A 14,523-nucleotide genomic window follows, 5' to 3' on the forward strand; every position below is an offset into this window, starting at 1 on the left:
ATTAAGAGTGCCTACATCATCAAATGCTAAAGCTCATCTGCAGCGCATTGCGGACATGATGTCTCCTGCCGTCACCAAAGACATGCCCTTGCAATTCATCTTTTTGGGATTTGCATGTCGTCGAATCTTGCGCGTAGACGCGGTCGGTCTCAGACGTCTTCCATCATTGCGACAACCGTATGCTTCCTTGTCGTCGCTCTCGCGCTGACAGGCCTCATGGCCCATGTCGTCGTCGCGATGACACGATCTGCAAACGAGATCGACGATGCCAGGGCCACGCGCGCCGCCAGCGCGGCGATCGCAGCTCTTGTCAATCGCTTGAGCGCGACAACCACGGATAACGCCGTATGGGATGATGCCTATAAGGCGATCTCGTCTCCAGGCGCGGCGGACTGGGCCTATGAAAACTGGGGTAAAACAACCGCGGATTACCCGCTCTATGACGGCGCGGTCGTAATCGGCCCCGATCAATCTTCGATCGTCTCCGCATATGCCAAAGGTAAGCCTTTCCAGCCGAGCGCCTTTTTCGGCGAGGGCTTTTTCCAGCAGATCAACAAGGCTGCCGATGCCGGACAGGCGCCGGTGGTCAATTTCATCCGGACCGAAACGGGCATCGCGCTAATCGTATCGCAGGCAATCCAGCCTTTCACCGCAGAAGGCGACCTTCCGAAGCTGAGTGTGCTGAGCCTCTACAAGGATCTCACGCCGGAAGTTCTCGACATTCTTTCGGGCGAACACGAACTCGACGGATTGCACCTTGCGACCGCGCCGGAGCCAGGCCTGCTGAACACACCCATCACGGACATGCAGGGCGGTGTCATCGGCCATCTTGTGTGGCCGAGCAAAGCGCCTGGCAGCGCCGTGTTTCACCAGGTCTATCCCTACATATCGGCCGCCATCATTATCCTTGTGATGTTCTTGGGGGGCGTTCTTCTGGTGGGCGCTTCCGAGGCGCGGCGCCTGCGCCAATTGGCACAAGCAGCGATTTTCGAAGCGAACCACGATAGCCTGAGCGGCCTGTTGAACAGGCAAGGGCTTCTCTCACTGCTGGAAGAAGTGCAGGGCACTGATCTTGCGCAGCCCCGGCTCTATCTGGTCGATCTCGATGGGTTCAAGGCTGTCAACGACGCATGGGGGCATGCGGTCGGCGATGACCTTATCCGGATCGTTTCGAACGCCCTGGTCGCCTGCCACCCTGAAGTCGTCGCTGCGGCCCGATTGGGAGGCGACGAGTTTGCGCTGGTGCAGATTGGGTCTGCCGCGCCTGGAGAGATAGAAGCGACTATTCTGGCGCTGTTCGCCGAGCCCTTGAAAATCGATGGGCGGACGATCGAAGTTGGCGCAAGCATCGGCACTGCCGCGCTTGACGGAGACTTATCGCCCTTGGAGCTTCTCCGCAGGGCGGATATGGCGCTTTACCGCGCCAAGGAAAATGGCAGGGGCCGAGCGATCGAATACGACCCGGAGCTCGATCGAGAGCGCCAGAAGGTCGCCGAAATGGAAGCTCTGTTGAAGAGCGCCATCAGCGACGGTGTGATCGAAGCCTTTTTCCAGCCTCTCGTCTCTGCTGCGACAGGCGCTGTCACGGGCCTTGAAGCACTGGCGCGCTGGCGAACCCCGACAGGAAACATAAGCCCGGAGATTTTCATCCCGCTCGCCGAAAGGTGCGGTCTCATCGATGCGCTAGGCACCCTCATGCTGAAAACATCGATCGAGCATGCCAAGAACTGGCCCGGCCTGGCATTGTCGGTCAACGTTTCACCGGTCCAGCTCTGCAATCCGGAATTCGCCGCCGAAGTGATCTCGCTCCTGCAGGGCCTCGATTTCGATCCGAAGCGCCTGACATTGGAGATCACCGAAGGTGTTCTCATGACAAATCCGGACCAGGCCCGCCGGTCGATAGATCATCTCAAACAGGTTGGCATAAAATTCGCGCTTGATGACTTTGGCTGCGGCTATGCGAGCATCGGCGCGTTGCGGCAGTTCGGCTTTGATCGAATGAAGATCGACCGTTCGCTCGTATCCGCCCTCGACCAAAGCTCGAATGGTGCCGATGTACTTCGGGCAACCATCTCCCTGGCGACCGCGCTACAGATTCCGGTCACCGCGGAAGGCATCGAAAATGCGCACCAGGCTGAGATCCTGCGGGAGGCGGGCTGCGATCAACTGCAAGGCTATCTGATCGGAAAACCGATGTCGGCACTCGACATATCCAGCAAGCTCCGGGAGCATGCAGCGTGATGCCAGGCAGATCGCGCCAGCGCTCTGGCTGCCGTTCGGCTTGGGAGCAATTCGACGTCTGAAAGCGACATTTTCAGGCATTGCTGCGGCAATCGACCGCAGCCCTGCGGCAATAGGGCCGCACCTCCTTCGGTAAGGCCCTGTTAACGCGCGATTCATTCGGAAGGTCAGTGCCTTCAGCGGCTTATGCACAGCTTTGCATGTCGCGGCGCCTGCCTCCGGCTGTCATCAAACTGTAATAATAGACGCCTAGCCCGCCTTCCCGTGACGAGGAAATTCAGCGCTCTCGACAATGGACACCCCCTCCATGGCGCCGGACCTCGTCGTCCTCTAGTTCCATCAGGGAAGAGTCGCAAATGCTCACCAAGAAACTTCTTTCGGCCTGCCTCGGCGCTGGCCTGGTTGCCGCTCTGGCAGTCTCGGCCTCCGCCGCTGACATTACCGGCGCTGGCTCCACCTTCGTCTATCCGGTCCTTTCGAAGTGGTCCGCGGACTACAACAAGGAAACCGGTGACAAGCTGAACTACCAGTCGATCGGTTCGGGCGGTGGTATCGCCCAGATCAAGGCTGCCACGGTTGACTTCGGCGCTTCCGATGCCCCGCTCAAGCCGGAAGACCTGACGGCTGGCGGCTTCGGCCAGTTCCCGCTGGTTGTCGGCGGCATCGTTCCCGTCATCAACGTCAAGGGGATCAAGTCAGGCGAATTGAAGCTTTCGGGCAAGGTTCTCGCCGACATCTACCTCGGCAACGTCACCAAGTGGAACGACAAGGCAATCGCCGACCTGAACCCGGGCCTGAAGCTGCCCGACAGCCAGATCGCTGTTGTTCACCGTTCAGACGGCTCGGGCACGTCCTTCAACTGGACGAACTTCTTCTCGAAGGTAAACCCGGACTGGAAGTCGAAGGTTGGTGAAGGCACCGCGGTCAACTGGCCGGTCGGTATCGGCGGCAAGGGCAACGAAGGCGTTGCCGCATACGTCACCCGCGTCAAGGACTCCATCGGCTACGTCGAATACGCCTACGCCCTGCAGAACAAGCTGCCCTTCGTTCTGGTTCAGAACGCTGCCGGTCAGTATCCGAAGCCGAATGCCGAGAGCTTCTCGGCTGCCGCTGCAAGCGCAGAATGGGGCAAGGCCCAGGACTTTTACCTGATCATGACTAACKCTCCGGGCGAAAAGGCCTGGCCGATCACGGCAACCACCTGGGCCATCATGTACAAGGAGCCGAAGGACGCCGAGCGCTCCAAGGCTGCTTTCTCCTTCTTCAAGTGGGCTCTCGAAAAGGGCCAGAAGGAAGCGTCTTCGCTCGACTACGTTCCGCTTCCGGACACGCTCGTGAAGCAGATCGAAGACTACTGGACGGCTTCTTTCAAGAGCTGATCCTGACGAAACTGCGGTCGGGGCGGGAAGCTTTGCTTTCCGCCCCAAATGCCTTTGACACCCCCTCAAAGCAGCAGAGCGTACGGATATGAGCGAAGCATTGGCATCGCTGCCCGCCGACATCGCGGGCGTGAAGCGCCGCGACGGCGCCGCAGGCGATCGTATTTTCTTTTGGATAGTTTTGGGCTGCGGCCTGTTTGTTCTCTTCGCCCTGCTGGCAGCGGCGGTCTCCATGGCCATGGGCGGGCTTCTCGCCTTCCGCACGTTCGGCTTCGGCTTTCTGACCGGCACTGAATGGGACCCGGTTGCCGAGCGGTTCGCGGGTCTCGTGCCGATCTACGGCACGCTGGTGACCTCGGCGCTCGCCATGATCATCGGTGTTCCCGTCAGCCTCGGTATTGCGGTGTTCATCACCGAAGTTGCGCCGCGCTCCGTTCGCGGCCCGATCGGCGGCGCTGTCGAGCTTCTCGCCGGTATCCCCTCGATCATCTACGGCATGTGGGGTCTCTTCACCTTCGCGCCCTTCATGTCGGATTACATCCAGCCGGTGCTGATCGACTGGCTTGGCCCGATCCCGCTGATCGGCGCGCTGTTTTCGGGGGCTCCGCTCGGCATCGGCATGCTGACCTCGGGCATCGTGCTGGCGATCATGATCATCCCCTTCATCTCCTCCGTCATGCGCGACGTCTTCCTCGTCGTCCCCGCACAGCTGAAGGAATCGGCCTATGCGCTGGGCTCGACCAAGTGGGAAGTGGTGCGCGACATCGTCATTCCGCATACCCGCACAGCCGTCGTCGGCGGCATATTCCTCGGCCTCGGCCGTGCGCTCGGCGAGACCATGGCGGTCACCTTCGTTCTCGGCAACACCCACAATATCGCTGTGTCGCTGATGGAGCCTGGCACCTCGATTGCCGCAACGCTTGCCAACGAGTTTGCAGAGGCTTCGGATGACCTCTACCGGTCGTCGCTCGCAGCACTCGGCCTGATCCTCTTCGTTGTCACCTTCATTGTCCTGGCTGCTGCCAAGCTGATGCTGGTGCGTATGGCAAAGCAGAGGGGAGAGTAATCATGGCTACCTATTCCGGTTCGCTCTACCGTCGGCGCCAGCTCAGCAGCGCCATCGCTCTGACGCTCTGCGGCATCGCCACCGTGCTTGGCCTCGTCTTCCTTGTCTGGATACTCTGGACAACGCTGATCCACGGCCTGTCCGCCCTGAGCCCCACGCTTTTGACCGAAATGACGCCGCCGCCTGGTGAAGATGGCGGCGGTCTTGCCAACGCCTTCATGGGCAGCCTGCTGATGGTCGTGCTTGCTGTTGTCATCGGCACGCCGATCGGGGTGCTCGCCGGCACCTACCTGTCGGAATTCGCCCGCGGCAAGAAGCTCGGCGAGGTCATTCGCTTCGTCAACGACATCCTGCTCTCGGCGCCCTCAATCATCATCGGCCTGTTCGTCTATGAGCTGGTTGTTCGCCCAACGGCACGTTTCTCCGGCTTTGCCGGCGGCATCGCGCTGGCTTTCATCTTTCTGCCGGTCGTGGTGCGCACGACCGACGAGATGCTGCGGCTGGTTCCTGACGTGATGCGCGAGGCAGCCCTGTCGCTCGGCATCCCGCGCTGGAAGGTCACGGTCAACGTCCTCTATCGCGCCGCGTCGACCGGCATCCTCACCGGTATCCTTCTGGCGATCGCCCGCATTTCCGGTGAGACCGCGCCGTTGCTGTTCACGGCTCTGAACAATCAGTACTGGAGCCTCGATATGTCGCAGCCGATGGCGAACATCCCCGTGGTCATTTTCCAGTTCGCCATGAGCCCCTATGAGCAATGGCAGAATCTTGCGTGGGCCGGTGCCTTCGTGATGACGGCCGTCGTTCTAATCCTGAGCGTCGTATCGCGCTCCGTTCTGAACCGAAAAGGTGGGAAATGATGCTTCAGTCCCAAGACACTTTCGACGCCGCCAGCAAGTCGGAAAAGCCGATGGCCAAAGACAAGATCGCTCTCGAGAAAGTCAATTTCTATTACGGCGACGCCCACGCCATCAAGGATGTGAGCCTGAGCTTCCCTGAGCGCCAGGTTTCGGCCCTGATCGGTCCGTCGGGATGCGGCAAGTCCACGCTGCTGCGCATCCTGAACCGTATCTACATGCTGTATCCGAAGATGCGCGCCACCGGCTCGATCAAGCTCGACGGCAAGAATATCCTCGACCCGAGCTTCTCGATGAACGAGCTGCGCGCCCGCGTCGGCATGGTCTTCCAGAAGCCTGTGCCGTTCCCGATGTCGATCTATGACAACATCGCCTATGGCATTCGCCACCACGAGCGCCTCAACAAGGCCGACATGGATATCCGCGTCGAACAGGCGTTGCGGCAGGCCGCCCTCTGGGATGAAGTCAAGGACAAGCTGAAGGGCAGCGGTCTCGGCCTTTCCGGCGGCCAGCAGCAGCGTCTTTGCATTGCCCGCGGGGTAGCACTGCGTCCGGAAGTTCTGCTGCTCGACGAGCCGACCTCGGCCCTTGACCCGATCTCGACTGCCAAGGTGGAAGAGCTGGTCGCGCAGTTGAAGGGCGAATTCACGATCGTCATCGTTACCCACAACATGCAGCAGGCAAGCCGCATCTCCGACAACACCGCCTTCATGTATCTCGGCGAGCTGATCGAATATGGCCCGACCACGCAGATCTTCCAGTCGCCGAAGGTCAAGCGTACGGAAGATTATATCACCGGCCGCTACGGCTGATACGACATTCCCTCTGCGGAAACGAAAACGGCCGGCATGCGATGAGCATGGCGGCCGTTTCTTTCGTGATATCGGAAAAATGGCTTACCAGGCGAGATCCAGGCGGTCGAGGCCGTGGAAATGATAGACGTCCTTGACGACGGGCGTCTTCGCAAGCTTGAGCCCCGGCAGGCGCTTGAACAGGATCGGCAGCACGACATTGAGCTCCAGCCGCGCCAGCGGCGCGCCGATGCAGAAGTGGATGCCGGCGCCGAACGAAAGATTGGGCGCCTCGTTGCGGTCGGGCTTGAAGGCGAGGGGATCGCTGAATTTCGCCGGATCGAGATTGGCGGCCGCCAGGATCATGCTCACCTTGTCGCCGCGCCTGAACTCTATGCCGTCGATCTCGGCAGGTTCCAGCGCCCATCGCTGGAAGATGTGGACCGGCGCGCAGATGCGCAGCGATTCCTCGACGGTACGCTCGGTGGCGGTTTCGTCACGGAAAAGCTCGGCCGGATCGTAGTCGCTGTCCAGAATGACGCGCACCGAATTGCCGATCTGGTGGACCGTTGCCTCATGGCCGGCGTTGAGCAGCACGATGGTCGTCGAGACGAGCTCGTCTTCCGTCAGGTACTGGCCCTTGTGCTCGGTATGGATCATATGGGTCAGCAGGTCGTCGCGCGGTTCGGCCCGGCGCTCGGCAATGACCGTCTTCACATAGTCGGAAAATTCCCGTGCCGCCTGCTCGGCGGCATCTTCGTCCGCGCGGGTGCGCCCGAACATGTACATGCGCACATAGGCATGCGACCATTTGAGGAGCTGCGGCCCCATGTCTTCGGGAATGCCGATCATGCGGGCGATCATCGTCACCGGGATGATATCTGCGAAGGCGGAAAGAAGCTCCACCTCACTCTTGTCGGCAAAGCCGTCGATCAGCCGGTTGGCGAGTTCTTCCAGCTCCGGCTTCATCTTCTCGACATGGCGCGAGACGAAGGCGCGGTTGACGAGCGTACGCAGCCGCGTGTGTTCCGGCGGCTCCAGCTCCAGCAGAGAATAGCGCTCCGCGAGATCGAAGGCGGCGATATGCGGTTCGGGCTCGGGAAGGCCGAGCTCCTCGCGGCTGGCAATATGCAGGATCTGCCGGCCGAAACGGCGGTCGCGCAGCAGCCCGTTTACATGATCATAGCCGGTGACGAACCACTGCTTCTGCTGTTCCCAGTAGAAGGTGGGACAATGGGCATGGAGCGCGGCATAGACCGCGTTCGGGTTGCCGTAGAAGGCCGGATCGCTGCCGTCGAGCGAGACATGGCGGGTTGCGGGATCGATCTTGAGAAAGGGCGGTATCATCATGGGCAGAGGCTTAGCGGATTTGCCGTGCCTCGGAAAGATGGGCGCTTGGAGCTATTCCAGTAATGTAGTGCAGTGGTTTTGCGCCCGGAATTGCGCAAAAACAAATGCTCTAGCCTGCGCGGGAGAGCACGCCCATGCGGCGAAGCGCTTCCACCTGATCGTCGACGGTCGGCACGAGCTCGCCGGCATGGGAGTTGGGCTCGCCTGGCGCGGGCGCTGCCGTTTCTTCCTCGCCAAAGACGACCGTGCAGTTGCGGCCGGCGGCCTTTGCAGCATAGAGAGCCCGGTCGGCAGCCGAGACCAGCCGGTCGATATTGGCCTCGATCGCCGAGGAAAGCGCGATGCCGACGCTGACGGTGGCGGGGATCAGTGCCTCGCCTGTGCTGACGGGTAAGCGGCAGAATTCGGCGCGGATCGATTCCGCCAGCGCTTCCGCCTCGGTTTGGTCGCGCACGGTTACGAAGGCTGCGAATTCTTCGCCGCCCATGCGGCCGAAGATATTGTTCGGGATATACTGGCGGGCAAGGCGGGCAAAGGCGGTCAGGACGGCATCGCCGGATTGATGGCCGAAGCGGTCGTTGACGCGCTTGAAATGGTCGAGGTCGAAAAGGATGACACCGACCTGATGCTGCTCGTCATGTGCCTTTTCCTGGATCTTGTCGAAATAGCCGAGCAGGCCGCGGCGGTTCAGCACGCCGGTCAGGGCGTCCGTCAGCGTCAGAACGCGCAAATGGCGTTCCGACCGTTCCATGATGAGGCGGCAGGTAAGCGCAAACGCGATGGTGAGCAGGAAGGCGCTCGCCATGGCGGCCGCACCGCTGAAATTCGTTGCCTGCGCATCCGAAGGCAGGATCAGCGCCATTGCGATGGCCACGCCGAAGCACAGGAAGGCCTGCAGCACGAAGACGGCCATCAGGAAGACGCGCGTGCGTTCACGGCGGATATCACCGGCGGCAACCGCCATGCCGAGCGCAGTGGCGCCGGTCGCCGAAGCGAGATTGTAAAGAATGACCCGGTTGGAATAATCTTCGTTGATCCAGGGCAGGAAGACGCCCGCGAGCCAGATCGCCGGCGGCAGCAGCGCCCACCATTCCATTTTCTTGCGGTCGAGGGCCAGGAAGCCGGCAACCCAGGCGCTCTGTCCGAGCAAGGCGATGGCATTGCCGATTTCGATGGAAAGCAGGTTGGGGATTTCGCCGCGGGCTGCAACGAGTGCAAAACCGATGCCGCTGAACAGGAAGCCGAGCCCCCAAAAAAGGTAGGCGGCGCTTTTCCGGTTGTGGCGCCAGGCCACGAACAGAACCAGAGCCAGCGTAAGGGCTTCGGAACACCAGATGGACAGACCTGTAGTGACATTGAACACGGCAGCAACCCCTTGAATAGTGGCCGCATCCTTGCCGAAGAAGCTCGCTGTTTGATTAATGACGGGAGGCTAGAGTCGGCAATCTGGCCGATATCTGCCGGTAAGCTTTCCGCCCGGTAAATGACCGCGACTTTCCTCGAGCGCGGTAAGCCTTCCTTCATCCTGTCATAGAGAAAAGCTGTGAGAGCGAAAGGGCTGGCCTCGCCGTTAACAGGCGTTTGGGAGAAACCGGATAGGGAAATGTCAAAGCCATATCTCGCGCGCCCTTCTTAACGTTATCCTTATGCGTGTCTTGAAGAGGGGGGCGGGGACACTCTATGTAGGGATAAGGCATTTTTCTTTGATTCCCGGCCTTCGCCGGAAAGACGTTAAAAGGACGCACATGAGAAACCCAGTCGATACCGCTATGGCACTCGTGCCGATGGTTGTGGAACAGACCAATCGCGGTGAACGCTCCTACGACATCTATTCCCGCCTGCTCAAGGAACGCATCATCTTCCTGACGGGCCCTGTCGAGGACCATATGGCGACACTCGTCTGCGCCCAGCTTCTCTTCCTCGAGGCCGAAAATCCGAAGAAGGAAATCGCGCTCTACATCAATTCGCCGGGTGGCGTCGTCACTGCCGGTATGGCGATCTACGACACGATGCAGTTCATCAAGCCGGCCGTATCGACGCTCTGCGTCGGCCAGGCCGCTTCCATGGGCTCGCTGCTTCTGGCCGCCGGTCACAAGGACATGCGTTTCGCCACGCCGAATTCCCGCATCATGGTTCACCAGCCCTCGGGTGGTTTCCAGGGTCAGGCATCGGATATCGAGCGTCATGCCCGCGACATCATCAAGATGAAGCGCCGCCTCAACGAGGTCTATGTGAAGCACACCGGCCGTACGTACGAGGAGGTCGAAAAGACCCTCGATCGCGACCATTTCATGGATGCTGACGAGGCCCAGACCTGGGGCGTCATCGACAAGGTTCTGACCTCGCGCATCGAAATGGAAGGCGATCAGGCCTAGTAATTAATAGGGATGGTATTTTCGCCGCCACAGTTCTATCCCATTTGTGATTGAACAAGGGGTTTCATCTGGCGGCGGAGACGCTAATAGTAACTATTAATGCTATGTTGAATTTTTGTGACATAGCATTCGGCATTCGAAGGGGAATTCGTTGCCGCCGGTACCCGGACATGATTGATTGGGCCCGGTTCGTACCCCCTGAAGCCCTTGTCGGCAGAAACTCCGGGTAGGGAGCGCCGTCAGGGAGCTGATTGAGTGGACCGCGATTTCGCGTTCGAAATGCGGCGTGCTGGAAGGAAAGTGATATGAGCAAGGTCAGCGGCAGCAACGGCGGCGACAGTAAGAACACCCTCTATTGTTCTTTCTGCGGAAAGAGCCAGCATGAAGTCCGGAAGCTTATTGCCGGACCGACCGTGTTTATCTGCGATGAATGCGTCGAATTGTGCATGGACATCATCCGCGAGGAGAACAAGTCCTCGATGGTCAAGTCCCGTGACGGCGTTCCCACGCCCCAGGACATCATCAAGGTCCTCGACGAATATGTCATCGGCCAGCGTCAGGCGAAGAAAATCCTGTCGGTCGCCGTTCACAACCACTACAAGCGTCTCGCACATGCCTCGAAGAATGGCGATGTCGAGCTGGCGAAGTCGAACATCATGCTGGTCGGCCCGACCGGCTGCGGCAAGACCTATCTTGCCCAGACGCTCGCCCGCATCATCGACGTTCCCTTCACGATGGCCGACGCGACCACGCTGACGGAAGCCGGCTATGTCGGTGAAGACGTCGAAAACATCATCCTGAAGCTTCTGCAGGCTGCGGACTATAATGTCGAGCGCGCTCAGCGCGGCATCGTCTACATCGACGAAGTCGACAAGATCTCCCGCAAGTCCGACAACCCGTCCATCACCCGTGACGTATCGGGCGAGGGCGTGCAGCAGGCGCTTCTGAAGATCATGGAAGGCACGGTTGCCTCGGTACCGCCGCAGGGCGGCCGCAAGCATCCTCAGCAGGAATTCCTGCAGGTCGACACGACGAACATCCTGTTCATCTGCGGCGGTGCTTTCGCCGGTCTCGACAAGATCATCTCTGCCCGTGGCGAGAAGACTTCGATCGGCTTTGGTGCAACTGTCAAGGCACCGGACGACCGCCGCGTCGGCGAAGTGCTGCGCGAACTGGAGCCGGAAGATCTGGTCAAGTTCGGCCTCATCCCGGAATTCATCGGTCGTCTGCCGGTTCTGGCAACGCTTGAGGACCTCGATGAGGACGCGCTGATCCAGATCCTGTCCGAACCGAAGAACGCGCTGATCAAGCAGTACCAGCGCCTGTTCGAGATGGAAGACGTCGAACTCACCTTCCACGAGGACGCATTGCGTGAAATCGCCCGCAAGGCGATCATCCGCAAGACCGGCGCTCGCGGCCTGCGTTCGATCATGGAAAAGATCCTGCTCGATACGATGTTCGAACTGCCGGCGCTGGAAGGCGTGCGCGAGGTCGTCATCTCGGAAGAGGTCGCCCGCGGCTCGGCCCGCCCGCTGTATATCTACGCCGACCGCCAGGACGAGAAGGCAAACGTCTCGGCCTGAAGCTTGGGTTAAAAACCGCTATTTTAAGGGGCTTGCCTTGTGCAGGCCCCTTTCTATTTGAAAACCTATGCCAGGCGCTGATAATAGTTGCGGGCAAGGTTGAAAACAGCCTTGGCCGATATTGCGCAAAGGATGACCCTTGGCAATGATGCTGTGATTCCGTAGCGTGTTGCTGGTGTTGTTATTTTAGGCCGTTCGGAAATGGTCAGCGTCGCTCCAGATAGGCGCTTCATTGTGTTGGCGTTCCATGTAATAAAGCTGTCACAACCGTGGAACGCGGGCGTTAACGTGGCTTGAAAAGCGTAGTCAGAACCTCCACTTGTAACAGCAAGTGAGAGTGCCGGCCGGTCCCAAGCGGCCGCGCCAAAGAGCCCGGTAACGGGACGATGGAAAGGAATAAAAATGACGAAGAAAACGTCTGTAGCGAGCAGCACCGCTTATCCTGTTCTCCCCCTGCGCGACATCGTGGTTTTCCCCCATATGATCGTGCCGCTGTTCGTCGGGCGGGAAAAGTCGATCCGCGCGCTCGAAGAGGTCATGGGTTCCGACAAGCAGATCATGCTGGTCACCCAGATCAACGCCAGCGATGACGATCCGGATCCGTCTGCGATCCACCGCGTCGGTACGGTTGCCAACGTGCTGCAGCTCCTGAAGCTTCCTGACGGCACGGTGAAGGTTCTGGTCGAAGGCCGCGCACGCGCCGAGATCGATACCTATACGAGCCGCGAAGATTTCTACGAAGCCCTCGGCCATGTGCTCGAAGAGCCGCATGACGATCCGGTCGAGCTGGAAGCCCTGTCGCGTTCGGTCGTGTCGGAATTCGAGAGCTACGTGAAGCTCAACAAGAAGATTTCGCCCGAGGTTGTCGGTGCGGCAAGCCAGATCGACGACTATTCAAAGCTCGCCGATACGGTCGCCTCGCACCTCTCGATCAAGATCACCGAGAAGCAGGAGATGCTGGAGACCACCAGCGTCAAGGCCCGCCTCGAAAAGGCGCTCGGCTTCATGGAAGGCGAGATCTCGGTCCTGCAGGTCGAAAAGCGCATCCGTTCGCGCGTCAAGCGCCAGATGGAGAAGACCCAGCGCGAATACTACCTGAATGAACAGATGAAGGCGATCCAGAAGGAACTCGGCGACGGCGAGGAAGGCCGCGACGAGATGAGCGAACTGGAAGAGCGCATCGCGAAGACGAAGCTGTCCAAGGAAGCCCGTGAAAAGGCTGATGCGGAGCTGAAGAAGCTGCGCCAGATGAGCCCGATGTCGGCTGAAGCCACCGTCGTGCGCAACTATCTGGATTGGCTGCTCGGTATCCCCTGGGGCAAGAAGTCGAAGATCAAGGCCGATCTCAACAATGCCGAGAAGATCCTCGAAGCCGATCATTTCGGTCTTGAGAAGGTCAAGGAGCGCATCGTCGAGTATCTGGCTGTTCAGGCCCGCGCCACCAAGATCAAGGGTCCGATCCTGTGCCTCGTCGGCCCTCCGGGCGTCGGCAAGACCTCGCTCGCCCAGTCGATCGCCAAGGCAACCGGCCGTGAATATGTTCGTATGGCTCTTGGCGGCGTTCGTGACGAAGCTGAAATCCGCGGTCACCGCCGCACCTATATCGGCTCGATGCCCGGCAAGGTCATCCAGTCGATGAAGAAGGCGAAGAAGTCCAACCCGCTGTTCCTGCTCGACGAAATCGACAAGCTCGGCCAGGACTATCGCGGTGATCCTTCTTCGGCTCTGCTGGAAGTGCTCGACCCGGCGCAGAACTCGACCTTCATGGATCACTACCTGGAAGTCGAATACGATCTGTCGGACGTGATGTTCATCACGACGGCGAATACGCTGAACATCCCGGCTCCGCTGATGGACCGCATGGAGATCATCCGTATCGCCGGCTATACCGAAGACGAAAAGCGCGAGATCGCCAAGCGGCACCTGCTGCCGAAGGCCATCAAGGAACATGCGCTGCAGCCGAACGAATTCTCGGTCAGCGACGATGCCCTGATGGCGATCAGCCAGCAGTACACCCGCGAAGCCGGTGTGCGTAACTTCGAACGCGAATTGATGAAGCTCGCCCGCAAGGCGGTCACCGAGATCATCAAGGGCAAGACGAAGTCGGTTCACGTCACGGCCGCGAACATCGACGACTATCTCGGCGTTCCGCGCTTCCGCCACGGCGAAGCTGAACGCGAAGATCAGGTCGGTGTTGTCACGGGTCTTGCCTGGACGGAAGTCGGCGGTGAGTTGCTGACGATCGAAGGCGTCATGATGCCCGGTAAGGGCCGCATGACCGTCACCGGCAACCTGAAGGAAGTCATGAAGGAATCGATTTCGGCAGCGGCTTCTTACGTCCGCTCGCGCGCCGTCGATTTCGGCATCGAACCACCGCGCTTCGACAAGAGCGACATCCACGTGCACGTGCCGGAAGGTGCAACGCCGAAGGATGGTCCGTCTGCCGGCGTCGCGATGGCAACCGCGATCGTCTCGATCATGACCGGCATTCCGGTCAACAAGGATGTGGCAATGACGGGTGAGATCACCCTGCGCGGCCGCGTCCTGCCGATCGGTGGCCTGAAGGAAAAGCTGCTTGCGGCTCTGCGCGGCGGCATCAAGAAGGTGCTGATTCCGGAAGAGAACGCCAAGGACTTGGCCGAAATTCCTGACAACGTGAAGAACAGCATGGAGATCATTCCGGTCTCCCGTATGGGCGAGGTGATCAAGCACGCGCTGGTCCGTCGTCCCGAGCCGATCGAATGGGATGGCACGGTTGAAACGCCCGTCATCGCGACTGTCGAAGGGCTCGATGACGCAGGTGCAGCCATAGCTCATTGAGCTTTGGCGGCCACATTTACGCCCAATTGTTGCAAATCGTGAAAAAGGCCGGCGGAAACGC

At 59.8% G+C, this 14,523-nt stretch carries 11 protein-coding genes; 8 read left to right on the forward strand and 3 right to left on the reverse strand.

Annotation, left to right across the window (positions count from 1 at the left end; all coding sequences use genetic code 11):
- Positions 1 to 114 precede the first annotated feature (114 nt).
- The 5 genes from AC1DF8_RS16715 (at position 115) to pstB (ending at position 6,355) form a co-directional block, all read left to right on the forward strand.
- The gene (locus tag AC1DF8_RS16715) at positions 115 to 2,241 is read left to right on the forward strand and encodes a bifunctional diguanylate cyclase/phosphodiesterase (RefSeq protein WP_478154209.1); all 2,127 of its coding nucleotides are present in this window, start codon (positions 115 to 117) and stop codon (positions 2,239 to 2,241) included.
- A 356-nt stretch (positions 2,242 to 2,597) separates the two neighbouring features.
- Complete coding sequence (gene pstS / locus AC1DF8_RS16720) at positions 2,598 to 3,620, forward strand: phosphate ABC transporter substrate-binding protein PstS (protein ID WP_478154210.1); 1,023 nt, start codon at positions 2,598 to 2,600, stop codon at positions 3,618 to 3,620.
- An 88-nt stretch (positions 3,621 to 3,708) separates the two neighbouring features.
- Positions 3,709 to 4,686 (forward strand): phosphate ABC transporter permease subunit PstC, encoded by a 978-nt coding sequence (gene pstC, locus AC1DF8_RS16725; RefSeq protein ID WP_018114588.1) that lies wholly within the window; start codon positions 3,709 to 3,711, stop codon positions 4,684 to 4,686.
- A 2-nt stretch (positions 4,687 to 4,688) separates the two neighbouring features.
- Entirely contained in the window at positions 4,689 to 5,546 is an 858-nt protein-coding gene (gene pstA / locus AC1DF8_RS16730) for a phosphate ABC transporter permease PstA (protein WP_018114589.1), read from the forward strand.
- A 50-nt stretch (positions 5,547 to 5,596) separates the two neighbouring features.
- Positions 5,597 to 6,355 (forward strand): phosphate ABC transporter ATP-binding protein PstB, encoded by a 759-nt coding sequence (pstB, locus tag AC1DF8_RS16735; RefSeq protein ID WP_478154238.1) that lies wholly within the window; start codon positions 5,597 to 5,599, stop codon positions 6,353 to 6,355.
- Between the two features lie 84 nt (positions 6,356 to 6,439).
- On the opposite strand, the gene AC1DF8_RS16740 is transcribed toward pstB, so the two are convergent.
- Positions 6,440 to 7,684: a cytochrome P450 gene (locus tag AC1DF8_RS16740; protein WP_478154211.1), complete on the reverse strand. Its 1,245-nt coding sequence runs from the start codon at positions 7,682 to 7,684 to the stop codon at positions 6,440 to 6,442.
- Between the two features lie 109 nt (positions 7,685 to 7,793).
- Positions 7,794 to 9,047 carry a diguanylate cyclase gene (locus tag AC1DF8_RS16745; protein WP_112968068.1) on the reverse strand — a complete coding sequence of 418 codons (1,254 nt, stop codon included), beginning with the start codon at positions 9,045 to 9,047 and terminating at the stop codon, positions 7,794 to 7,796.
- 382 nt (positions 9,048 to 9,429) lie between these two features.
- On the opposite strand from AC1DF8_RS16745, the gene clpP reads away from it, so the two are divergent.
- Together clpP and clpX are read left to right on the forward strand one after the other, a co-directional pair.
- Entirely contained in the window at positions 9,430 to 10,059 is a 630-nt protein-coding gene (clpP, locus tag AC1DF8_RS16750) for an ATP-dependent Clp endopeptidase proteolytic subunit ClpP (protein ID WP_029616352.1), read from the forward strand.
- Positions 10,060 to 10,364: 305 nt separating this feature from the next.
- Positions 10,365 to 11,642 carry an ATP-dependent Clp protease ATP-binding subunit ClpX gene (gene clpX, locus AC1DF8_RS16755; protein ID WP_018114461.1) on the forward strand — a complete coding sequence of 426 codons (1,278 nt, stop codon included), beginning with the start codon at positions 10,365 to 10,367 and terminating at the stop codon, positions 11,640 to 11,642.
- A 65-nt stretch (positions 11,643 to 11,707) separates the two neighbouring features.
- Here clpX and AC1DF8_RS16760 read toward each other — a convergent pair whose 3' ends face one another.
- Positions 11,708 to 12,076 (reverse strand): hypothetical protein, encoded by a 369-nt coding sequence (locus AC1DF8_RS16760; protein WP_162710086.1) that lies wholly within the window; start codon positions 12,074 to 12,076, stop codon positions 11,708 to 11,710.
- On the opposite strand from AC1DF8_RS16760, the gene lon reads away from it, so the two are divergent.
- A complete protein-coding gene (gene lon, locus AC1DF8_RS16765) occupies positions 12,045 to 14,462 on the forward strand; it encodes an endopeptidase La (protein WP_018114460.1) in 2,418 nt (805 codons plus the stop codon). The two genes, AC1DF8_RS16760 and lon, sit on opposite strands and share 32 nt — an antisense overlap.
- Positions 14,463 to 14,523: the final 61 nt, after the last annotated feature.

The organism is Rhizobium sp. 05N49 (assembly GCF_056396805.1).